Source organism: Chryseobacterium carnipullorum (assembly GCF_003815695.1).
In the GTDB taxonomy this organism is placed as follows: domain Bacteria; phylum Bacteroidota; class Bacteroidia; order Flavobacteriales; family Weeksellaceae; genus Chryseobacterium; species Chryseobacterium carnipullorum.
The window spans coordinates 3,986,364-4,008,593 of record NZ_CP033920.1; the positions used below are offsets into that span (position 1 = coordinate 3,986,364).

Below are 22,230 nucleotides of genomic sequence, written 5' to 3' on the forward strand. Positions count from 1 at the left end.
TAATTATTATTATAGATGCTAAACCTGCAATTTTTGCAGGTTTTTTTGTTAATCTATTTATATAAGAAGGTGATCCAATAATGAATTTTGATAGTTATCTTCTATTTATGATAATCTATATAAAATAATATTATGTTGAATATTTATTAAAAATATTAACTTTTTATTGTTTAATTTGTTATAATTTTCTACATTTGATTCAACCAATAAAAACTAATATATGAAAAAAACATTACTCGTTGCTGTCTGTATGACAGCTAACCTTGCCTTCGCCCAAACCTATAATAATGGAGGCTTAAGTACCGGAGCTACTTCTAAAGGCGGTACTGCAGCACCGACTGGATATACATGGTCTGAACTTCAGAATAACACAGGGAATACTACAGAATCTAATACCAGTCTTGGATTGGGTGGAACATTCAGCTCTTCGACAGCAAGCTTTTTTCTCGCAGATGATTTTACAGTTCCAGCGGGTTCCAGCTGGCAGATGACTACCATTGATTTTTTTGCCTATCAGACCAGCTACGCGGGGACTACTTCACCTTTTAATACGGTAAGGGTTAATATTTTTAGTTCAGATCCTTCGATAACAGGTGCTGTAAGTGTATATGGAGATGATACAACCAACAGATTCAGTGCTGGTGTAGATTCCAATATGTACAGGATTGGAAATAGTCAGGTACCTCTTCCCACCACGCCGGGAACCATCAGGAAGATATGGAAAATTACAGCCAGTACTCCTAAAACTTTAGGCCCGGGAACGTATTGGATAAAATATCAGTTGCAAAATGTAGTTCCTGCTAGCGCCGGATTTTTACCTCCGGTCACCATCGTAGGAAATCGAGGACTTGCTACCTTTAATGCCAAACAGTTTGATGCTATTGGTGGAACTTGGACTAGTGTTGTAGATGCCGGAAATCCTGCAACTGCCCCGGACTATCCTTTGGATATGCCTTTTGTCATTACTTTTACTGCTGCAACATTAGGAACACAGGAAACGATGCAATATGATAACAGAGTACAGGCTTATCCGAATCCCGTAAAAGATATTTTCAGAATTAATAATCCTGAAAAACTTAAAATAAACAGTGTGGAAATTATAGATGCTTCCGGAAAGTTAATAAAAACATTGAAAGGTTCTGAAGAATACAATGTTTCGGATCTGCCGAAAGGAAACTATATTCTGAAAATACAGAATGAAGGCGGCCATACAAAAATTACAAAATTAATAAAGCAGTAGCTTTAGTTTTCTTCTTCAAATATTTTTTATCCTGGTCATTTTCTTTGGCCAGGTTTTTTATGGCTCAAAACTTTCAAATTTTCCATTTTCATAGAACAAAACAATTCTCTTTATCTTACTGGATTGATTTCCAATAACTTGATTAATGATTTGATCATTTGAATGGTCTAATCGCTGAGAATCGGATATATTTTTCTGAGCTTTATATGGGGGCGGTGTAAACGATTCTCGCGGGCTCTCATTAAGGCTCTCAATTTCCTCTTCTGTTCCGAAATCTTCATCATCCTTCATCATGGTAAATAAATCGGTCAGAGGAGTAGGTTTTACTTTTTCCTCCTCCGTTTTCTCTTCCGGGGAAGATTCTATTTCAGGTAAGTCAGATTTCAACATCTCACCTTCTCCTGTCACTAGCCAATCCCAAAGAATTTCAGGAAAACGGGATTTGATCTTTATAATAAATTCAAGAGACGGTTTGTTTCTTCCGGAAGTAATATGGGATATGGAAGATCGCTGCACATCAATTTCATCTGCAAACTCAGAAGAACTGAGGTTGGAATACTCTATAACTTTGGAAATTCTTTCGTTTAAACTCATAAAAATAAGTTGTCAATTGTTTTACAAATGTAAATAACATAATTTACATAGACAAGTTACAAAAGTAAATAGCTCTAAATTTCGGTCGTGTACAATTGTAAACTTAAATTTAATTACTTAATATATAGTCATTTATATAATTTTATTTTCTATTATATATCTATTTAACTAAGTAAATTATAGATGCCTGTGTTTTATCTGTTAAATAGTTATCATTAAATATTACTTTGTTTACTAATGTCAAAATGGGTTTAATTATAAGGATAACTATCTTTTAATCAATTAATTATTGGTGTTTTCAAATGTAAATTATAGATTATCGCTTTTTTATGATAAAAGGTCACTTTATACATAAAAGAAGGGGTTATTACGGTGTATACAAAAGTAAACAACAGGATAAACACTTTATTATAAGTCTATTATGTTATAAATGGAGAAGGAATCATTCTTTTCCTAAATTCGGATTTTGTGAATTCATATTAAGATCCTTTTAAACTATAAATCACTCTGAAATTCAGCATTAAATGTCAAAAAATCCAATTTTACATTTGTATACAGAGGTCAGTTGCTGAGTTTTCCACATTTTTATTGTTTAGTTTTATTATGCCTATTGAAAGATATTGAGTATCTTTTAAGCTTAAAGTAATGTTGTAAATATAATTGATATAAACTTTATAATAAACTGATTTAGTGTTAATTGCATTTTTTTATCTATATTGTATTTAATTAACAATTTTATCCACAGACAAAATGGCAGTCAGGCTTGTTTAGGTAAATTACAAATGTTAACTAATTTTTTCTGTCTAAAAATCATTAAATTTGACTCTTGTAAATTATTTATAATGAATTTTGAACAGATCTATTTTCCAAATCCTAATTTCTCAAACCGCTATATTTCCCCTGAAAAATTATTTTCTTATTTACAGGCCAATCTCAGCGGTTACATTCAAGAGATTGGAAGATCATATTTAGATAAGCCTATTTATCAGTTAAGCGTAGGAACAGGAACTGTTAAAGTTCTTGCCTGGTCACAAATGCATGGTAACGAATCAAACGCTACCCATGCGATGCTCGACCTGCTTGAAACTTTGGATAAGGCTTCCGAAATGAAAGAAGATCTTTTGAGCAAGATCAGGCTTGATTTTATTTTTATGCTTAATCCTGACGGATCGGAAAAATGGACAAGACTTAATGCTGTTGAGATTGATCTGAACAGAGATTTCCATAATGAGTCCAGTAAGGAGATTAAATTTCTTAAAAAGGCTGCGGCTTCAGATACCTATGATTATGCGTTAAATCTTCATGAGCAGAGAACCATTTTCACAACAGACGGGATCCATCCGGCGACTCTTTCGTTTCTGGCTCCTTCAGAAAATGTAGAACGTACGGTAACGGATAACAGAAAAAAATGTATGGCTGTTATAGGAAGGGTATATGAAAACTTAAAAGAATTAATTCCCAACCAGATTGGAAGATACTCTGATGAGTTTTATCCAACCTCTACAGGAGATAATTTTATTAAGGCAGGAATGCCTACGATTTTATTTGAAGGGGGCCATTTCGTAGAGGATTATACGAGAAAAGAAACCAGAAAATATTATACGATCGCTTTGTATTATGCTTTGAAGGCAATCAGTGAATTGAACTCTGATACAGAGGGCTGGGAGAAATACCTTGAAATACCTGAAAACAAGGAAACGCATTACGATATTATTTACAGGAATGTAAAACTCAATACAGACCATGAATGCATTTTGGATGTTGCAGTTCAATACCGCGAAATGATCGAAGAAGGAAAAGATGAGATATCTTTCGTTCCGTTTGTGATGGAAGTAGGAGACGTAAAAGGTAAAAAAGGTTGGCTTGAAATAGACTGTACAGGAAAGAAGTTTATAGCGGCTACTAAATATCCAAAACTGGATGCTCAGGCTGAATTTACAATAGAAGATTAGATGGTATGAGTACACATAAACGAAACGTCCTCAAAAAGGAGTACTTCTTGAGGACGTTATTTATTTTTAAAGCGGTAGTGTCTCACTAACTGTGTAAGTTGAAAAGTTATTCTGGAAAATTTTGAGCCCTTAGAGCTCAAAAAATTTTACGGAAATAACTTTTTATTATTTTTAACATTACATAGTTATGATTGACAAAGAAGATTTATTAAACAACAAGGATTTCTACAAATCCTTTAAGAATGGGGAAGATTTAACATCCTTCTTCAAAGAACTGCACAAAAAAGCCGTGGAGCATATGTTGGATGCAGAGCTGGACAGTCATCTGGATAACGAAAAGCATGGTAAAACAACTAATGGAAATTATCGAAACGGTCATGGAACCAAAAAGATAAAATCGTCTTTTGGGGAATCCGAGATTAAGGTTCCCAGAGATAGAGAAGGTAGTTTTGAGCCCGCATTAGTTCCCAAAAGGCACAACATTATCGATGGTTTAGAAAACATCATCATCTCATTCTATGCCAAAGGAATGAGCGTATCAGACATTGAGGAACAAATCCGTGAAATGTATGATTTTGAGGTTTCTACTTCCACCATATCACGAATAACCAATGCGGTTGCAAGTGAAGCAGTAAGTTGGCAGAACCGCCCGCTTGAAGATTTGTATCTCATTGTCTGGATGGATGGGATTGTTTTCAAAGTAAGGGAAAACTCCAAAGTCATTAATAAAACAGTTTATCTGGCTGTTGGATTAAGCCGTGACGGGAGAAAGGAAGTATTGGGAATGTGGCTTGGAAAAAATGAAAGCTCAGCATTCTGGATGAGTGTTCTCACAGATTTAAAAGCCCGTGGTGTGGAGGATATTCTCATCACCGCCACCGATAATTTAAACGGATTTACCCAGACGATCCGCTCTGTCTTTCCCGAATCTCAAACCCAGATTTGTGTTGTGCATCAGATCAGAAATGCCTGCAAATATGTGGTATGGAAGGACAGAAAAGAATTCTCTGCCGATATGAAGCATATTTACACCGCTCCAACAAAACAAGCAGCTGAACAAGCACTCAATGATTTTGCAGATAAATGGGAAAGTAAATATTCTTATGCTATCCAATCCTGGAGAAACAATTGGGATGAACTTACTGTATTTTTTGATTTTCCTTTAGAGATCCGAAAAATCATTTATACAACTAATTTAATTGAAAATCTAAACGGAAAAATCCGAAAATACACCAAAAACAAAATGTCTTTTCCTACCGATGATGCGGTAATGAAATCAGTGTATCTGGCATTAAAAGAAGCTACTAAAAAATGGACGATGCCTATCCAAAATTGGGGCATTGTTCTCAATCAATTTATCCTTATTTTTGAAAAAAGGCTCAGATTATAAAATCCAAGCCTAACTTTTTAACTTACACACTTTGTGGGATAGTGTCTTTAAAGCGGAGACTAGTTCACTACTTTGATTCCGTTGGCTACAAACCTTATCTCTTCTTTAGGAGAGGTAATGGCATCAATTTCAGCCTGAGGTTTTTTGGCATCCTCGGCATAATGTTTCTGCTCGTCTATAGAAGTTACTTTTCTTTCTGCCGTTCCCTCCATTACTACCGTCTTACCTTTTAAAGCGGTCGGTACAAAGAATGCATAGTCTTTCATTTTTACGAAAAACTGAGAATTATCTTCAGTCTGAATCGTTAGCCAGCATCCTTTTTTCTCACATACATCTGTTACTTTTCCTTTTACAGCTACGCCTTCCACTTTTTTGTTATCCTTTTTAAGTTTCTTGCTCAGCTTATCTACTGTAATGGCTTTTGATTCTGAAGTTGAAACCACTCCTGATCCGTAAGTATCACCTACAATAGCATTTCCTGCCGGTGGTCCGAACTTTTTCTGTAAGGTCTCCTGTGCAAAAGCTAAAGTAGAAACACTTACAGCTGTTGCTAATAAAATAGCCTTGAATTTCATTTTTAATATTTTTTTCAAAAGTACTAATTAAAATTGAATAATAATTCGGTAAAAAGTTGATAAAAAGCAGGTGTTGCTGTAAATTTTAAACAAATTCCAAAATGAATGTCAGATTTGTTTATATTTGACGCCTATACTTGACTATGCAAAAAAAACTGAAACTTTGGGATGCCATTATGCTGGTAATGGGCTCCATGATTGGAAGTGGGATATTTATTGTTAGTGCCGATATGATGCGGAATCTGGGATCCGGTTTCTGGCTGGTCATCGTTTGGATCATTACGGGAATAATGACTGTAGCAGCGGCCATCAGTTATGGAGAACTTTCAGCTTTGTTTCCAAAGGCCGGCGGACAATATACTTATCTTAAAGAGATTTTTGGAAAAAAAATGGGGTTTCTTTACGGATGGGGACTGTTTACAGTGATTCAGACGGGAACTATTGCCGCAGTGGCGATGGCTTTCGGTAAATTTACGGCGTACCTTATTCCCTCATTGAATGACGCTGCACCCCTTTTTCAGAGTGGAGAATTTAAAATCACATGGATACAGATCTTGGCAATAGCCGTTATCCTTTTACTTACTTATATTAATACAAGAGGTGTTCAGAGTGGGAAACTGCTTCAGAATGTATTTACAGGTTCAAAAATCATCGCTTTACTAGGATTGATTGCTGCAGGATTTATTCTGGTGGATTTCTCCCATCTGTCTGAAAATTTTAGTCTCGGGTTAGATTCGTATAATAATCTCAAAAAAGATATAAGTGGTAATTTTCTTAAAGAAGGTTGGGAGCCGATTGGTGGAATGACTTTACTTGGAGGTATTGCTGCTGCAATGGTAGGGTCCGTTTTCAGTTCTGTAGCTTGGGAAAGTGTAACGTTCGTTTCCGGAGAAGTGGAAAATCCAAAAAAAAATATTGTTAAATCAATGATCTACGGAACTTCCGCAGTGATGATTCTCTATCTGGCGGTTAATTATGTATACCTAAACGCCTTGGACAGAGACAGCATTGCTTTTGCTACGAATGACAGGGTAGCGGTGGCTGCATCACAGAATATCTTTGGAAGTGCAGGGACTGTTATTATCGCAGTTCTTGTGATGGTTTCCACATTCGGATGCAACAACGGGCTGATCCTTGCCGGAGCAAGAGTATTTCAGACCATGGCCAAAGACGGAATGTTTTTCAATTCAGCGGAGAAGAATAATAAAAATGAGGTGCCGGAAAATGCTTTATGGATGCAGGGAATATGGGCTTCATTGCTTTGCTTGAGTGGGCAGTATGGTAATCTCCTGGATATGATTTCTTTCGTGATTGTTTTATTTTATATGATCACTGTTTTCGGAGTTATCTATTTAAGGTTTAAGAAGCCGGAACTGGAGAGACCATATAAAACGTGGTTGTATCCGGTAACTCCTATCATCTATCTTCTGATCGGAACAGGATTTTGCGTACTGCTTCTGATCTATAAACAGCAATACACATGGCCTGGATTTGTAATGGTCTTGCTGGGACTTCCGGTTTATTATTTTATTAACAGAAAAAAACAAATAGATTAGTACGCTAAAATCTAACCGAATTTATATTACTTGAGGGCTTCCGGACGAATCTGGGAGCCCTTATTTTTGATAATATTTTTGCGGTATTTTCCTGTTTATTTCATGAAAATGTGTATTTTGGTAGTTCTTTTTAAGTAAACTAGATCATGAAGTAAATAAGAAGCTGACTATGGATACACCAAATTACAGAATGCCTTTTGTGCCTTCAACACTCATGACTGAAGGCGGGAGCATTGATATCTGCGACATGGGAGAAAGCATTGCGCACAATATCATGCTGCTGATCACCACCAAAAAAGGCGAAAACCGATATGATGACAACTATGGAAACGACGTCTGGAGTCTGGAATTCGATAATGGAGTTACCAGCGCCGTATGGGAAAGCGTTTTCATCAAAAGCCTGAGAAGGCAGATTCAGGAATACGAGCCACGGATTGTACAGGCACAGATTGATGCTCATATTCAATTTGTAGAACACAGCTACGATACCAAAGAACACACAGAGATCAAAAAGAAAGTAAGAATTGCCATCAATGCAAAAATGGAGGCAACAGGGGAGCGTTTCAGCTTTTCTACAGAATTATTTTTAAGTCCGATGTCTATTGACTAAATGTTTTTAACAGCAAGAAAAATTTATGAACTTAGATCAAAATATATATTCCAAAGAATCGGTAAAAGCAAGAATGCTTCAGAACGCCACCAAAGTGTGGGGACTGAAAAGCCCGCAATCTCTGGATCCTTTTGTGAAATTACTGATAGACGCCTTCAGTACGGAAGTCTTTAAAGCCAATAACGAAATTCAGACAGTTAATGCAAGGATCCTTGAGAAACTGGCAAAACTTCTGACGCCTTCCATTTACACTCATCCGGTTCCTGCCCATGCGGTTGCTTTTACACTGCCTTACGAATCTTCGGAGGTTCTGCTGGAACATACAGAATTCTTCTTCCGTAAGCAAATGACCTCTACCGTGAAATCGGAATCGGACAAACAGCTGAATATTCCTTTTACGCCGGTAGGAAATGTGCGGATCAATAAGGTACAGACTGCAGTAATGTTTGTGGGAAATACCTGCTACAGCATTGATGACAGACTTAATAAAATACCGGTAGCCAGATTCCAGGGAAAACCGGAAGATTACAGAAAGGTGACGATAGGAGTGGATGTCAGCAGATATACGAGTGAAAATTTCCCCAAATATATAAGCGTATTCTGCTCAAATCCTGCTTTTGAACATATGGACTTTGTCTATAAGCTTCTTCCTTATATTACGGTAACCAGTAATGGAAATCCTTTGTTTGTAAGAGAGGGATTAAGCTACCTTACAAATAATCAGCCTGAAGGATACGAGCAGATGTTTAAAGAGCAATCAATACGGAATAAAGCTATTGAAGATATTAAAAGTATCTATCGCCATAAATTTATCGAAATCACAGGACTTTCAAGCAGTCTTTTTTCAGAGCCTGGAAAGCTTCCGCAGAACCTTGATTTTCTGGATGGAAAAGAGGATATCAGAAAACAGATCGGCGACAAGCGCTATCTATGGCTAACTTTTGAATTTCCACCCCAGTTTTCTGCCGAAATTCTGGATAATTTTTCGTTTGTAATGAATGCTTTTCCCATTTATAACAGAGGCTGGAAGAAAACAGAATACAGTTTAGATATCATGGGAAACAATATTCCTCTCGTTACAGACGAAGGCGAACATTTCCTCTATGTGGATGAAGTTCAGGACGGTGATGGAAGAAAATATACCGAGATTCCTTTTACTCCTGCCGATGACCTTAAAAAAGGTTTATATACGGTAAGAAAGGGAGGAATGGAACGTTTTACCAATAGAAATGCGGTAGACATGATCGCCAATGTGCTGGAACTCACCAGAGATGAGATCGCTGCATTTTCACTTTTAAACAGAGATAATGTTAAAGGCGTACTCAGCGAAATGTCTGACAAAATGAAGACCATGGTGCAGAAAGTAAACAACGCCAAAAGAAATATCAGACAGGAGCTGAATTACGTGATCATGGAACCTGTAGAAAAAACAGACCATACTTATGCTTCTTTCTGGGTGACCCACTGTACACTGGCGAATCATATGCGTCCGGGAACAGAACTTTCCAATCAGCTGAAGTCTCAGACTGTTGTGCTTCTTACAGAAACTATAGGTGGTTCTGAAGAGCAGAAAGGTACAGATAGTATTCAGGCGTATAAATATGCTTTAACCACAAGAGATAAGATCATTTCACTCGAAGACGTTAAGAACTATTGCAGAATGATCCTGAAAGATGAGGTGAAAGAAGTAAGGGTAAAAAGGGGAACCATGATCAGCAACCGTCCTAAAGAAGGTTTTGTAAGAACTGTTGAGGTGGAAATCATTCCTATGAACTATTCTTTTTACGGAAGAGCCTACTGGGAAAATATGGCCAATATCCTAAGGAACCAAATCATTTCAAAAGCTATTGACGGGATCGAATATGTAGTAAAAATAAGCAATGAAGACATCGATCTTGACGAAATATAAATAATACCTAAACTATAAAATATGAGAAAGATTATCGTACTTGCAATGGCGCTGACATTTACTTCAGTAAGTGTCATCAGTTGTAAAAAAGACATCAGTACACTGGGTAAATCTGTTTTGAATCTTGGCGGAGCAAATGATGCCAATGCAATTATTGATTTTAACAACAATTTTTTAGATTCCTATAAAAGTACTTCCAAACATATCGAAAGCATACTTAAATACGCAGATGCCGCCTCAGCGAAAGCGAAAGGAGAAAGAGTTGTGATGATGCCTATTGTGATCAACTCAATGGATTATGCATTCGGAAAGATTAAAGAGGTGCCTTCAGGGTTTGGAAAAGACAAAGAAGCGATAGAAGCAGACTTTAACATCTACAAGGCTAAAAAAGAAAATATTGAGAAAAAGTTTGAAGAGCTTAAATCCTATATGAATTCTGAAGATTATAAAGACGATAAAGGAGCGAAAGCAGATGCCATCACAAAGGATATTGAGACGGAAGCTCAGGCTCTATTTACTTCAGGAGAAAACGTGGTGGCCAAAATTAAGCCGGGAACCGATGCTGCCGAAGAAGTAATTCTTAAGGATCACCCGATGAAGGAGTACATCATCTCTTCCAAAAATGTAATGAACTCTCTTGATTCCAATATTGATCTGTTGGATAAGCAGTATTCAGGAAAGTTCAACGAAGCGGAAGCTCAGAAAAAATATGATGAGCTTGCCAAAACGGTAGAAGCCAATTCAAAATTAGAATTCAGCGTGAAAGATCCTCAGTATTCTTATAAAAAAGCACAGTTTGAAAGCTTCAATAAGACTGCTTCCAGCTTTTTGGATACCTATAGAAAACTGATCCGTGATGCTAAAGGCACAGGAAAGATTTCCGACGGTGATATCCAGCAAATTGATTCCTCGTATGAATCTGTACTCAACTCATACAATTCATTTGTGAAATAGGGATTACAATATAATTTATAGGAAAAGACTGATACATGCTATGCTGTCAGTCTTTTTTATGAGCTTATACTACAAAGCAATTAAAATCACTAAAACAGCCGGTAGTTAGCAGAAACTGAAATTCCACTTCTGATTATTAAGACAGATATGCTTTTTCTCAATATTGACCCCTTAAAAATTTAACTAAAATTAAACTTTAATAAAAACTTTCCACCTTACACAATTCCATAAAATTCCGTAATTTTGCACATTGTGATTTTCAGGCAGAGTCACTCCAAATTATGAGTAAATCAACCGAATATATAGAAGTTTACGGAGCACGTGAACACAACCTTAAAAATATTAATGTTAAGATTCCGCGCAACGAACTGGTTGTCATTACCGGACTTTCAGGGAGCGGAAAATCATCTTTGGCTTTTGATACCATCTTTGCCGAAGGGCAGCGTCGTTATATCGAAACATTCTCGGCCTATGCGCGTCAGTTTTTAGGAGGCTTGGAGCGTCCTGACGTAGACAAGATCGAAGGACTTTCTCCGGTAATTGCTATCGAGCAGAAAACAACCAACAAAAATCCAAGGTCTACTGTAGGAACCGTTACTGAACTTTACGATTATCTGCGTCTTTTATATGCAAGGGTTTCTGATGCCTACTCTCTGTCTACAGGAAAAAGATTGGTAAGTTATACAGAAGATCAGATTCTGGAAGCGATCAAGGAAAATTATAAAGGTGAAAAAATAATGCTGATGGCTCCTGTGGTACGTTCCAGAAAAGGACATTACCACGAGCTTTTCGTGCAGATGGCTAAAAAAGGTTACGGACAGGCGAGAATTGACGGTGAACTTCAGGACATCGAATACGATCTCAAACTTGACCGTTACAAAACCCACGATATCGACATCGTTATCGACCGCTGGATCATTGGGGAAAATGCCTCCGAATCCAGAATGGAAAAATCCCTGCGTACGGCAATGGAAATGGGTGAGGGAGTGATAGGAATCCAGAAACTGGGAGGTGCAGATATTGAATACTTCTCGAAAAACCTGATGGATGCCGAAACAGGACATTCACTGGCACTTCCGGAACCGAATACATTCTCCTTCAACTCTCCGAAAGGAAGCTGCCCGGACTGCAAAGGATTAGGAACCATTAAAAAGATCAATACAGATTATTTTATTGAAAATCCTAAACTGTCAATCAACCAGGGAGGACTATTACCACTGGAAGATATTAAATCCAACAAATGGATTCTTTCTCAGATCAAAAATATCCTTGAGATTTTTGGATTGGGAATGGCAACGCCTATGCAGGATATTCCCGAAGAGGCTTTAGACTATATCTACAACGGATGCCATAAAGAATTTAATAAAGACCTGAAATATGCAGGGATTACCAAAAAGATAAAAATAAGCTTTGATGGTCTGATTACTTTTATGGAAGAGATCATTGATGAAAGAGAGTCTTATGAAGCAGTGTTGCTGGAGAGACATTTCACCACTGAAGAAACCTGTCCGGAATGCGGCGGAACGCGTCTTCAGCCTGCAAGCTTAAGTTTTAAGATAGACGGTAAAAATATCGCTGAGGTAAATGCTTTAAGCCTATCTGATTTAAAAGAATGGTTATCATACATTAAAGATAAATTCTCGGAAAAAAATAAAATCATTGCGTACGAGATCTTAAAAGAGATTGAAACAAGACTTCAGTTCCTTTTGGATGTAGGCTTAGATTATCTGAGCTTAAGCAGAAGTTCCAGAACGCTTTCGGGAGGTGAATCACAGAGAATACGTTTGGCGACACAGATCGGGTCACAGCTTGTGAATGTGTTGTATATTCTGGATGAACCCAGTATCGGACTTCACCAGAGAGATAATGAAAGACTGATCAGCTCACTGAAGAACCTCAGAGATATCGGAAACTCTGTGATTGTTGTAGAGCACGACAAAGATATGATCCTGGAAGCTGATGAGGTACTGGATATTGGACCGAGAGCCGGAAAATTCGGCGGAGAAATATTGTGGCAGGGAAAACCGAAAGATCTGTTAAAGGCAGATACGATTACGGCACAGTATATTAATGGAAAAAGAAAAATCGAAGTCCCTTCAGAGAGAAGAGCAGGAAGCGGAAAAAATATACTCTTAAAAGGAGCTACAGGAAATAATCTTAAAAATGTTACCCTTGATATTCCGTTAGGAAAATTAGTGGTGGTAACAGGGATTTCAGGAAGCGGAAAATCTTCATTGATTAATGGAACTTTATATCCCATTCTAAATAAGCATTTCTACAGAGCGGTTCAGGAGCCTCTTCCTTATAAGAAGATTGAAGGTCTTGATAATATTGATAAGATTGTAGATGTAGACCAGACGCCAATCGGAAGAACACCACGTTCAAATCCTGCGACGTACACGGGAATGTTTACCGATATCAGAAATCTTTTTGCAGAACTTCCTGAAAGTAAAATCCGTGGATATAAACCCGGAAGATTCTCTTTCAATGTAAAAGGAGGAAGATGTGAAACCTGTCAGGGGGGAGGATTGAAAGTCATTGAAATGAATTTCCTTCCTGATGTATATGTTCATTGTGAAACCTGTAACGGAAAACGTTTCAACAGAGAAACCCTGGAAGTACGTTACAAAGGAAAATCCATCTCCGATGTACTGGATATGACAATCGATGAAGCGGTAGATTTCTTCCAGCCGATTCCCAAGATCTTTGCTAAGGTAAAGACTCTGCAGGATGTCGGATTGGGATATATTACTTTAGGACAGCAGTCGACCACTCTTTCAGGAGGAGAAGCACAACGTATTAAGCTTGCGACAGAACTTTCAAAAAGACAAACCGGAAACACCCTGTATATCTTAGATGAACCTACTACCGGACTTCACTTTGAGGATGTAAAGATTCTGATGGAAGCTATTAATCAACTGGTAGAATTAGGAAACTCATTCATCATTATTGAACATAATATGGATGTGATCAAACTGGCCGACCATATTATTGATGTAGGCCCGGAAGGTGGAAAACATGGTGGACAAATCGTAGCTCAGGGAACCCCTGAAGAGATCGTGAAGTCTAAGAAAAGTTTGACCGGAAAATTTTTGAAAAGAGAATTAGAATAGACTTTGAATAATACAGAAAGCCACGGTGAGATTGTGGCTTTTTTATTTCTGATATTTTGTATTCACAAAAAATAAAAAAGAGCGATCCGGATAGGTTTCGCTCTTTTTATTAAAATTTATAGGATCTGATTCTTAAAAATTGAGAATCAGAATCTTTTATAAAGAAGATATATAAACTTCTATTTTAGTGCCGTCATAATTAAATGTTCCATCAGAATTACGTTTTCCTAAGACCCATTTCATATCTACAGGAACTGACCAAGCGGTTCCCAGCGAAAACCCGTTCACAGATCTGATTTCCGTACCGCTTCCCGTAGTGATAGCAGAATGAAACCATGTTTTATCTCGGACTCTGTAAAATCCTATTGCCTTTCCTTTGGGAATGATTGAGTATCCATCCCATTTTTCTCCTGAAGAATAATCAAACTTATTGAGCCATCCCTGCGCATGAAACTGCACAAGCTCACTTGGAGATATAGCAGCCCCTCTCATATATAATGCATAAGCTACCACATCGTGACATATTCCTTTGTTGTAATTACCCATGTCATCATGGCCCGAAAGAAGACTGTTTGAAATCAGTGTTTTTTTTATGGGATCCATTTGTCCTGCATGCGCTCCTTTTGCTGTAATAATTTCCATATTTTATTTATTTTGATGTGATGTTTTTGGTATACTGCAAGATACGGAATAAATTATAAAACAAGATTTCCCCACTGAATAGAGGTCTTTCAAGAAGATTTCTACTCATTTGGACTGCAATACATAATAAAAGGGTTAAAAATAAGTGGTAATAAATGATTGAAAATTCCGTTATAAATTGACCAATCACAAATTAAAACAATATGAAGAATTTAAAAAAACTGACAAAAACCGAATTAAAGTCTGTCTATGGCGGAGAGCCAAAGAAATACTGTGTCTATTGTGAAAGATTAAATAAAGTAGTATGCAGCGAGGTTCCGATCGCTCAATGCCCTTAAAAAGTAAAGCTGCTCTCAAAGCAGCTTTTTTTATGATGAGGTTTTAACAATTATTGAGCATTCTGAGTGAAGTCCTTCAGACTTGATTTAAGATCTTTTGAATTTCCGATACTATCAAAACTGATGTTGTCTATTTTCCATCCCTGACCGGAATTAATTACATGCACCGTGTCAGTCCACTTAATTGTGGGTGGACTCATTGTGTATTCCAATTCAACAAACGCATCTGCTGAGGTACCGGAAGGATTGACCTTAACCGATTTTATTTTATATCCGCTAAAACCTTCATATAAACTTGAAAAAACCGAACCTTCAAACAACAGGGGTTTTTCATCAGGATGATCGCTTTTCTTGACCTTTTCCATATCAGCTTTTGATGCATTGACAGCTGCTTCCAAAGCTTTTTTCAGTTCTGGAGAAAACAAACGGTCGGAAAACGGCTGGTTGTAGAGCGCATCATTAGAATTCCCATACAATTTGTATAGTTCATCAACTTTTTTGCTGATCTCAGTTTGTGGAGGTAGAGATTCTTTGATTTTTTCTTTTTTACAGGATATGAGAAAAAGAAAAGCACTTAGAAATAAAATGGTTTGTTTCATCATTATTTGTAGAGACTTATTTTGCAATCAAGTTGTCAAACCATATGCCACTCTTTTACCATCCTGTTTTATTTTTTAAGGTTAAAATAAATTGATCAGCTAATCATAAAAATGTATACATTTGATTATAAATCCAGATCTGTGAACCCTATACTTGATGTCGTAGTACGCTCTTTATGCGTTTATCTTTTTATGGTAATCGCTATCCGTCTTTTTGGTAAAAATCAGCTTTCGCAGCTCAATGCCGGTGATGTGGTCTTATTGCTGCTGATCTCCAATGCGGTCCAGAATGCAATGGTAGGACCCGATACTTCCTTGCAGGGCGGTCTTATTGCTGCACTTGTTCTCTTTGCGGCTAATTTTATTTTAAAAAGACTCATGTTTTCCAACCGGAAATTCGAAACATTCATGGAAGAAGATCCCGTAGTTCTGATCAGGGACGGGATTATAGATCAGACTGCTTTAAACAGAGTCAAGATCACTAAAGATGAGCTGGAAGAGGCCATCAGAGAACACGGGGTAGAAAAAATAAAAGATGTAAAGCTTTCCATCCTTGAGGTAGATGGAAATATCAGTGTGGTTTCGCAGGATCAAACAGGAAAGCAAACACACTATTCAAGAATAAAAAGAAAGAATAAAAGAAAATACCATTAAATAAAATGAATTACGAATTAAGAGAAATGCTTCCCAGTGACGAAAAAAGGGTATTGGAAATTTTCAGGCAGGGAGTAGAGGGTGGTATAGCCACTTTTGAAACAGAAATTCCTACTGCTGAAGCATGGAATATGGAATATTTTAACGATTGTCGCTGGGTGCTGGAAAATGAAAGTAATGAAATAGTAGGATGGTGTGCCTTGAAGCCGGTGAGTAAGAGAGAATGTTTTAAAGGAGTCGCTGAAGTAAGTATTTATTTCGATAATAAGTATCAGGGGAAAGGTTTGGGTTCGGTCCTGCTGAAAAAAATGATCCTTGACAGCGAGAGCCATGGATTCTGGACTCTTCAGGCCGGTATTTTTCCTGAAAATGAAGCGTCCATAAGATTTCATCAGAAAAACGGCTTCAGAACCGTAGGGGTCCGAAAGAAAATCGGAAAATTGAACGGACAGTGGAAAGACATTATCATGATGGAAAAAAGAAGCGAAATAATAAATTAATGAAAAGTTAGAAGTTACAAATTAGATATTAGTGTGAAACTTTGAAAGAGATCACTAAACTAACTTCTAATTTCTAACCTCTAACCTCTTTTTTAAATTTTGGCATCAACCTTGTTATTTCACTACCGAAATTTGAAAAAGTAGAATAATGAAAGGTTTAATTAAAATGGCAGGAGTCGTTACGGTCTTGTTCATGATGTCATCATGTGTTGTACATGATCAGCATGTAAGAAGAGTTCCGCCGGGACACGCCAAAAGAATGTATGGAGGAAGCGCGAGGTATTATGCACCGGGACAGGTCAAAAAAAGAGTGTATTATGATGATAATGATCACAGAGACCGCCACCATCATAAACACAAAGGCAGAAAACATCACAGAGATTGAAAAAATAAAAAAGCCCTGATTTTTCAGGGCTTTTAATTTGTACTTAAAATCTGGATTTCTTAGGATTCAGGAATGTATTGAAGATCATGACTTCCGTTCCGAATTTTTTCTCAACCCTTTCTGCGATATTCAGCATCTCACTTTTGATGAAATCCTCTCTGAGTTCTTCATTATCAAAAATCAGAAGAAGATTGTAATTCTTACCCTCATCAATATAATCAGTGTGCACGTCAGAAAGAATATATTTATTGACATCCATCAGGTTTTCAGCCATCTGGATCAGTGTTTCGTCAATATAATTTTCCCATTCTTCAATATTGTTTTTAGTACAATGGAAAGTTATACTCAATAAGCTCATATTTTATGAATTTTTAAGATTTTCTGGATAAATTCTAGCACAAAAATCGGTAAAAATTTCGTAAATTAGCCCGTTAATAAAAATTGGAAATAAATAATTTTCAGACGCACAGCTAAGGGTCTGACTGTCATTATAATAAAATTTGTTTATGCAAAAAGAAGGAGAAAGACTGATTCCTATCAACATTGTTGATGAAATGAAATCGTCTTATATCGATTATTCGATGTCGGTTATCGTTTCAAGAGCGTTGCCGGATGTAAGAGACGGCCTGAAGCCCGTTCATAGAAGAGTACTTTATGGTATGTATGGATTAGGGGTTTTTTCTAATAGAAAATATTTGAAATCGGCCAGAATTGTTGGGGATGTTTTAGGTAAATACCACCCGCATGGAGACTCTTCTGTTTATGATGCAATGGTAAGAATGGCTCAGCCTTGGAGCTTACGTTATCCTCAGGTAGACGGACAGGGTAACTTCGGTTCAATGGACGGAGACCCGCCTGCAGCAATGCGTTATACAGAAGCAAGACTGAAAAAAATATCGGATGATATTCTTGCCGATTTAGATAAGGAAACTGTTGATTTTCAAAATAACTTTGACGACAGTTTGACGGAACCTACCGTTATGCCTACTAAAATTCCAAATCTTCTGGTCAACGGAACATCTGGGATCGCTGTGGGGATGGCAACCAATATGGCACCTCACAACTTATCAGAATCTGTAGATGCTATTTCGGCGTATATCGATAATAAAGATATTACCATCGATGAATTAATGCAGCATATTACAGCTCCGGATTTCCCTACAGGAGGGATAATCTATGGCTATGACGGAGTAAGAGATGCTTTCCATACGGGAAGAGGAAGAGTGGTGTTAAGAGCAAAAGTCAATTTCGAAGAAATTGGAAACAGAAATGCGATTATCGTTACTGAAGTTCCTTTCCAGGTAAATAAGGCTGACATGATTGCCAGAACAGCTGAACTTGTTAAGGATGATAAAATTGTAGGTATTCACGAGATCAGAGACGAATCGGACAGAAATGGTCTGCGTGTCGTTTATGAACTTAAAAATGATGCAATTCCTAATGTTGTCCTGAACCTGTTATATAAATATACAGCACTTCAGACTTCTTTCAGTGTTAACAACATTGCTTTGGTAAAAGGAAGACCTGAACAGCTGAATTTAAAAGATATCATTCATCATTTTGTAGAGCACAGACACGAAGTTATTGTAAGAAGAACTCATTTTGAGCTTAAGAAAGCAAAAGAAAGAGCACATATCTTAGAAGGCTTCATGAAAGTGATCGGAGCTCAGGATTCATTAGACAGGGCAATCTCCATCATCCGTCACAGTGCAAACCCTCAGGGTGCAAAAGAAGGATTGATCGAGGCATTTGATCTTTCTGAAATTCAGGCTCAGGCTATCCTTGATTTAAGGTTAGCACGTCTTACGGGAATGGAACTTGACAAGATCCGTGATGAATATGACGCGATCATGAAAGAGATCATGAACTTGGAAGATATCTTGGCTAATGAACCTAGAAGATTCGAAATCATCAAAGAAGAACTGGCTGAAATTAAAGAAAAATATGGTGATGAAAGAAGAACTGCCATTGACTATTCAGGAGGAGAAATGTCTATTGAAGATATTATCCCGAATGAAGCAGTGGTTCTTACGATTTCACACGCAGGATATGTTAAGAGAACTTCCCTTTCTGAATACAAAATTCAGAGCAGAGGTGGAGTAGGAAACAGAGCAGCGACAACAAGGGATGAAGATTTCCTTGAATATATCGTATCTGCGACCAACCACCAGTACATGTTGTTCTTCACAGAAAAAGGAAGATGTTATTGGTTAAGAGTATTTGAAATTCCTGAAGGATCTAAGACTTCAAAAGGAAGAGCAGTACAAAACCTGATCAATATCGAACAGGATGATAAGATCAAAGCGTATATCAGAACCAATAACCTGAAGGATGCTGAGTATGTCAATCAGATGAGCGTAGTAATGGTAACCAAGAATGGAACCATCAAGAAAACGTCTCTTGAAGCGTATTCAAGACCAAGAGTGAATGGGGTGAACGCTATTGAAATCCGAGATAATGACCAGTTGTTAGGAGCTTACTTAACCAACGGAACGTCTCAGATCATGATTGCTACTAAAAATGGTAAATGTATCCGTTTCCCTGAAGAAAAAGTAAGAGAGGTAGGGAGAGGATCTATTGGGGTACGTGGGATCACGATGGATGAGAATGATGAGGCAATTGGTATGATTGTTGTGAATGATGTGGACAAAGAAACAGTTCTTGTCGTTTCTGAAAAAGGATACGGAAAAAGAACGGCCGTAGAAGATTACAGAATTACCAACAGAGGAGGAAAAGGAGTTATTACGCTAAACATTACCGAAAAAACAGGAAATCTGATTGCTATTCAGAATGTGACAGACGAAGACGGATTGATGATCATCAATAAGTCCGGTGTTGCCATCAGAATGAATATGGATGAAATGAGAGTAATGGGAAGAAATACCCAGGGAGTAAAAATGATCAATCTTAAGAAAAATGACGAAATTGCAGCCATTGCAAAAGTAGAAATGGATAAAGATGTGGTAGAGGAAGATTCTGAAGAAAATGAAGAAGGAACGGTGATTGCAACTGATAACCAGGAAGACAATATAACACCTCAGGCTGAACAGGATACTCAGGCAGAGGAAAATGAGGGTTCTGATTCTGAAGAATAAAATGTACAATTAATATAATATAGTTATTATGAAGAAACTCATTTTAGGTATAGCAATCGTGGCTTCTGCTTTCGTTTTCGGACAGAAGGGTGATGTGAATGCCAAATTGCAGGAAACGAACAAAGCAGCAATGGATGCGTATAATGCAAAAAACTACACTGTTGCCGCGCCTAAGTTTTTAGAAGTTTATAACTTACTGAAAACAAGCGGACAGGATGATAAGATATACATGTATTATGCAGGATTAAGTTATGCTTTGGCCAATAACACCGAAGAATCCATCAAAATATATACAGATCTTATTAATTCCGGTTTTACAGGTGTTCAGACAAATTATACTGCAAAAGAGAAGAAAACCGGACAAGTAGTACCTTTGGATAAAGCTACCTGGGAGTTGATGAAGAAGAATGCTGATTATTCAGATTTCAAAACTGAACAGACAGCAAGTGTTGAACCGGATCTATATGAAACGTTAACGACATTGCTTCTTAATGCAAAGAAATCTAATGAAGCATTAGTGATCATTGAAAAAGGATTGGCAAAATATCCGAATAATGCTAAACTTAAAGAAGCTCAGGCTACCGCTTACTATGATTCTGGAAACACAGAAAAATTCATTGGAGCATTGAAAGAGCAGTTGGCTAAAAATCCTAATGATGCTACCAACTGGTATAATCTTGGAGTTATGCAGTCTAAAAACCCTGCTACAGTAGAAGATGCCATTGCTTCATTCAAAAAAGCAATCGAGATTAAACCAGATTTCGATAATGCTTACCAGAACCTTGTGTATGCAGTGGTTGGGGATGATTCTAAAATAGTAGCTCAGATTAATGCTTCAAGAAAAGATAAGCCGGATGAAGCTACTAAACTGATCGATGCAAGAAGAGAAAGATTTAGTAAAGCACTTCCATATGCTGAAGGTTGGTACAAAGCGGCACCAGAAAATCTTGATGCGCTTACTGCACTAAAAGAAATCTATATTGTCACAAAAAATATGGATAAAATTAAAGATTTAAAAGCTAAAGAAGCTGAGCTTAAAGCAAAAGCGAAATAGTATTTCTTTAATTGAATAATAAATGAAAACCGGAGCAGAAATGTTCCGGTTTTTTGTTTTTTTAATCTAAAATACAATACGCTCCTCTACAGCGATTATAGTTAAATTTCACTGTAAAAATTCTAAGCAATTCCGTATCTTTGAGAAAAATTTTTTACAAGATGATAGAGTGGAAAACCGTCAAAGAATACGAAGATATTACCTATAAAAAATGTAATGGTGTAGCAAGAATTGCTTTCAACAGACCTGAGCTTAGAAATGCTTTTCGTCCAAAAACAACTTCCGAATTATACGATGCTTTTTATGACGCCTCTGAAGACTCTTCAATAGGGGTTGTTTTGCTTACCGGAGAAGGGCCAAGTCCCAAGGACGGAGGTTGGGCTTTTTGCAGCGGAGGAGATCAGAAAGCGAGAGGACATCAGGGATATGTGGGAGAAGATGGAAGACATCGTTTAAATATTCTGGAAGTTCAGCGTTTAATCCGTTTCATGCCAAAAGTTGTTATCGCGGTGGTTCCGGGATGGGCTGTTGGTGGCGGACATTCACTTCACGTAGTTTGCGATCTTACGTTAGCAAGTAAGGAACACGCCATTTTCAAGCAGACTGATGCAGATGTTACAAGTTTTGACGGGGGGTACGGTTCTGCTTACCTTGCTAAAATGGTAGGGCAGAAAAAAGCCCGTGAAATATTCTTTTTAGGTAGAAATTATTCTGCTCAGGAAGCTTTGGATATGGGAATGGTCAATGCGGTGATTCCACATGCAGAATTAGAAGATACAGCGTATGAATGGGCTCAGGAAATTTTAGCCAAATCTCCATTATCTATCAGAATGCTGAAATTTGCCATGAATCTTACCGACGATGGAATGGTAGGGCAGCAGGTATTTGCAGGAGAGGCAACGCGCTTGGCTTACATGACAGAAGAAGCGCAGGAAGGAAGAAATGCATTCCTTGAAAAAAGAAAACCGGACTTCGGAGAAAATCAGTGGATCTCTTAAGACTGTATTAAAGTACAAAGTAAAATGTATTAATAATATGCATTACACTTTTACATTGTACATCGTACATTT

General features: G+C 37.3%; 20 protein-coding genes. 15 read left to right on the plus strand and 5 right to left on the minus strand.

What is annotated here, in order from left to right:
* Positions 1-220: 220 nt before the first annotated feature.
* Positions 221-1,240, plus strand: a complete 1,020-nt coding sequence (locus EG346_RS18185; protein WP_123880589.1) for a T9SS type A sorting domain-containing protein — start codon at positions 221-223, stop codon at positions 1,238-1,240.
* A 57-nt stretch (positions 1,241-1,297) separates the two neighbouring features.
* On the opposite strand, the gene EG346_RS18190 is transcribed toward EG346_RS18185, so the two are convergent.
* Complete coding sequence (locus EG346_RS18190) at positions 1,298-1,834, minus strand: helix-turn-helix transcriptional regulator (RefSeq protein WP_123880591.1); 537 nt, start codon at positions 1,832-1,834, stop codon at positions 1,298-1,300.
* Between the two features lie 842 nt (positions 1,835-2,676).
* On the opposite strand from EG346_RS18190, the gene EG346_RS18195 reads away from it, so the two are divergent.
* Together EG346_RS18195 and EG346_RS18200 are read left to right on the plus strand one after the other, a co-directional pair.
* On the plus strand, positions 2,677-3,786 hold the full coding sequence (locus EG346_RS18195; RefSeq protein WP_123880593.1) for a M14 family zinc carboxypeptidase: 1,110 nt from the start codon (positions 2,677-2,679) through the stop codon (positions 3,784-3,786).
* 187 nt (positions 3,787-3,973) lie between these two features.
* The gene (locus EG346_RS18200; RefSeq protein WP_123878212.1) at positions 3,974-5,176 is read left to right on the plus strand and encodes an IS256 family transposase; all 1,203 of its coding nucleotides are present in this window, start codon (positions 3,974-3,976) and stop codon (positions 5,174-5,176) included.
* 59 nt (positions 5,177-5,235) lie between these two features.
* Here EG346_RS18200 and EG346_RS18205 read toward each other — a convergent pair whose 3' ends face one another.
* Positions 5,236-5,751 carry a DUF4920 domain-containing protein gene (locus tag EG346_RS18205; protein WP_123880595.1) on the minus strand — a complete coding sequence of 172 codons (516 nt, stop codon included), beginning with the start codon at positions 5,749-5,751 and terminating at the stop codon, positions 5,236-5,238.
* A gap of 143 nt (positions 5,752-5,894) precedes the next feature.
* Between EG346_RS18205 and EG346_RS18210 the strand changes: the two genes are divergently transcribed.
* The 5 genes from EG346_RS18210 (at position 5,895) to uvrA (ending at position 13,893) form a co-directional block, all read left to right on the plus strand.
* Entirely contained in the window at positions 5,895-7,307 is a 1,413-nt protein-coding gene (locus EG346_RS18210; RefSeq protein ID WP_123880597.1) for an APC family permease, read from the plus strand.
* A gap of 169 nt (positions 7,308-7,476) precedes the next feature.
* Complete coding sequence (locus EG346_RS18215) at positions 7,477-7,917, plus strand: GPW/gp25 family protein (protein ID WP_123880599.1); 441 nt, start codon at positions 7,477-7,479, stop codon at positions 7,915-7,917.
* Positions 7,918-7,942: 25 nt separating this feature from the next.
* Positions 7,943-9,826, plus strand: coding sequence for a type VI secretion system baseplate subunit TssF (locus EG346_RS18220; RefSeq protein WP_123880601.1), 1,884 nt, complete (start codon positions 7,943-7,945; stop codon positions 9,824-9,826).
* Positions 9,827-9,847: 21 nt separating this feature from the next.
* Positions 9,848-10,780, plus strand: a complete 933-nt coding sequence (locus EG346_RS18225; protein ID WP_123880603.1) for a YiiG family protein — start codon at positions 9,848-9,850, stop codon at positions 10,778-10,780.
* Positions 10,781-11,061: 281 nt separating this feature from the next.
* Positions 11,062-13,893 (plus strand): excinuclease ABC subunit UvrA, encoded by a 2,832-nt coding sequence (gene uvrA / locus EG346_RS18230; RefSeq protein WP_073336614.1) that lies wholly within the window; start codon positions 11,062-11,064, stop codon positions 13,891-13,893.
* A gap of 156 nt (positions 13,894-14,049) precedes the next feature.
* Here uvrA and EG346_RS18235 read toward each other — a convergent pair whose 3' ends face one another.
* A complete protein-coding gene (locus EG346_RS18235; RefSeq protein WP_123880606.1) occupies positions 14,050-14,535 on the minus strand; it encodes a hypothetical protein in 486 nt (161 codons plus the stop codon).
* Positions 14,536-14,738: 203 nt separating this feature from the next.
* On the opposite strand from EG346_RS18235, the gene EG346_RS18240 reads away from it, so the two are divergent.
* Complete coding sequence (locus EG346_RS18240) at positions 14,739-14,873, plus strand: bacteriocin-like protein (RefSeq protein WP_073336610.1); 135 nt, start codon at positions 14,739-14,741, stop codon at positions 14,871-14,873.
* Positions 14,874-14,923: 50 nt separating this feature from the next.
* Here the strand turns inward: EG346_RS18240 and EG346_RS18245 are convergent, their stop codons facing one another.
* The gene (locus tag EG346_RS18245) at positions 14,924-15,475 is read right to left on the minus strand and encodes a DUF3828 domain-containing protein (protein WP_123880608.1); all 552 of its coding nucleotides are present in this window, start codon (positions 15,473-15,475) and stop codon (positions 14,924-14,926) included.
* Between the two features lie 138 nt (positions 15,476-15,613).
* Between EG346_RS18245 and EG346_RS18250 the strand changes: the two genes are divergently transcribed.
* The 3 genes from EG346_RS18250 to EG346_RS18260 all read left to right on the plus strand — a co-directional run bounded on the left by EG346_RS18250 (position 15,614) and on the right by EG346_RS18260 (position 17,011).
* A complete protein-coding gene (locus EG346_RS18250; protein WP_083564168.1) occupies positions 15,614-16,126 on the plus strand; it encodes a DUF421 domain-containing protein in 513 nt (170 codons plus the stop codon).
* Positions 16,127-16,131: 5 nt separating this feature from the next.
* Positions 16,132-16,626: a GNAT family N-acetyltransferase gene (locus tag EG346_RS18255; protein ID WP_123880610.1), complete on the plus strand. Its 495-nt coding sequence runs from the start codon at positions 16,132-16,134 to the stop codon at positions 16,624-16,626.
* A gap of 148 nt (positions 16,627-16,774) precedes the next feature.
* Positions 16,775-17,011, plus strand: a complete 237-nt coding sequence (locus tag EG346_RS18260; RefSeq protein WP_073336602.1) for a hypothetical protein — start codon at positions 16,775-16,777, stop codon at positions 17,009-17,011.
* A 43-nt stretch (positions 17,012-17,054) separates the two neighbouring features.
* On the opposite strand, the gene EG346_RS18265 is transcribed toward EG346_RS18260, so the two are convergent.
* A complete protein-coding gene (locus EG346_RS18265) occupies positions 17,055-17,369 on the minus strand; it encodes a DUF4286 family protein (protein WP_073334461.1) in 315 nt (104 codons plus the stop codon).
* 148 nt (positions 17,370-17,517) lie between these two features.
* Between EG346_RS18265 and gyrA the strand changes: the two genes are divergently transcribed.
* From gyrA to EG346_RS18280, 3 genes are all read left to right on the plus strand, one after another.
* Positions 17,518-20,106, plus strand: coding sequence for a DNA gyrase subunit A (gene gyrA, locus EG346_RS18270; protein ID WP_073334462.1), 2,589 nt, complete (start codon positions 17,518-17,520; stop codon positions 20,104-20,106).
* A gap of 28 nt (positions 20,107-20,134) precedes the next feature.
* The gene (locus EG346_RS18275) at positions 20,135-21,160 is read left to right on the plus strand and encodes a tetratricopeptide repeat protein (RefSeq protein ID WP_073334463.1); all 1,026 of its coding nucleotides are present in this window, start codon (positions 20,135-20,137) and stop codon (positions 21,158-21,160) included.
* A 161-nt stretch (positions 21,161-21,321) separates the two neighbouring features.
* Complete coding sequence (locus tag EG346_RS18280) at positions 21,322-22,158, plus strand: 1,4-dihydroxy-2-naphthoyl-CoA synthase (protein ID WP_123880612.1); 837 nt, start codon at positions 21,322-21,324, stop codon at positions 22,156-22,158.
* Positions 22,159-22,230: the final 72 nt, after the last annotated feature.

Bases quoted from the DNA above. Each gene is read 5' to 3' on its own strand.
- EG346_RS18185 (WP_123880589.1), top strand. From the start codon at position 221: ATGAAAAAAACATTACTCGTTGCTGTCTGTATGACAGCTAACCTTGCC.
- EG346_RS18190 (WP_123880591.1), bottom strand. From the start codon at position 1,834: ATGAGTTTAAACGAAAGAATTTCCAAAGTTATAGAGTATTCCAACCTC.
- EG346_RS18195 (WP_123880593.1), top strand. From the start codon at position 2,677: ATGAATTTTGAACAGATCTATTTTCCAAATCCTAATTTCTCAAACCGC.
- EG346_RS18200 (WP_123878212.1), top strand. From the start codon at position 3,974: ATGATTGACAAAGAAGATTTATTAAACAACAAGGATTTCTACAAATCC.
- EG346_RS18205 (WP_123880595.1), bottom strand. From the start codon at position 5,751: ATGAAATTCAAGGCTATTTTATTAGCAACAGCTGTAAGTGTTTCTACT.
- EG346_RS18210 (WP_123880597.1), top strand. From the start codon at position 5,895: ATGCAAAAAAAACTGAAACTTTGGGATGCCATTATGCTGGTAATGGGC.
- EG346_RS18215 (WP_123880599.1), top strand. From the start codon at position 7,477: ATGGATACACCAAATTACAGAATGCCTTTTGTGCCTTCAACACTCATG.
- EG346_RS18220 (WP_123880601.1), top strand. From the start codon at position 7,943: ATGAACTTAGATCAAAATATATATTCCAAAGAATCGGTAAAAGCAAGA.
- EG346_RS18225 (WP_123880603.1), top strand. From the start codon at position 9,848: ATGAGAAAGATTATCGTACTTGCAATGGCGCTGACATTTACTTCAGTA.
- uvrA (WP_073336614.1), top strand. From the start codon at position 11,062: ATGAGTAAATCAACCGAATATATAGAAGTTTACGGAGCACGTGAACAC.
- EG346_RS18235 (WP_123880606.1), bottom strand. From the start codon at position 14,535: ATGGAAATTATTACAGCAAAAGGAGCGCATGCAGGACAAATGGATCCC.
- EG346_RS18240 (WP_073336610.1), top strand. From the start codon at position 14,739: ATGAAGAATTTAAAAAAACTGACAAAAACCGAATTAAAGTCTGTCTAT.
- EG346_RS18245 (WP_123880608.1), bottom strand. From the start codon at position 15,475: ATGATGAAACAAACCATTTTATTTCTAAGTGCTTTTCTTTTTCTCATA.
- EG346_RS18255 (WP_123880610.1), top strand. From the start codon at position 16,132: ATGAATTACGAATTAAGAGAAATGCTTCCCAGTGACGAAAAAAGGGTA.
- EG346_RS18260 (WP_073336602.1), top strand. From the start codon at position 16,775: ATGAAAGGTTTAATTAAAATGGCAGGAGTCGTTACGGTCTTGTTCATG.
- EG346_RS18265 (WP_073334461.1), bottom strand. From the start codon at position 17,369: ATGAGCTTATTGAGTATAACTTTCCATTGTACTAAAAACAATATTGAA.
- gyrA (WP_073334462.1), top strand. From the start codon at position 17,518: ATGCAAAAAGAAGGAGAAAGACTGATTCCTATCAACATTGTTGATGAA.
- EG346_RS18275 (WP_073334463.1), top strand. From the start codon at position 20,135: ATGAAGAAACTCATTTTAGGTATAGCAATCGTGGCTTCTGCTTTCGTT.
- EG346_RS18280 (WP_123880612.1), top strand. From the start codon at position 21,322: ATGATAGAGTGGAAAACCGTCAAAGAATACGAAGATATTACCTATAAA.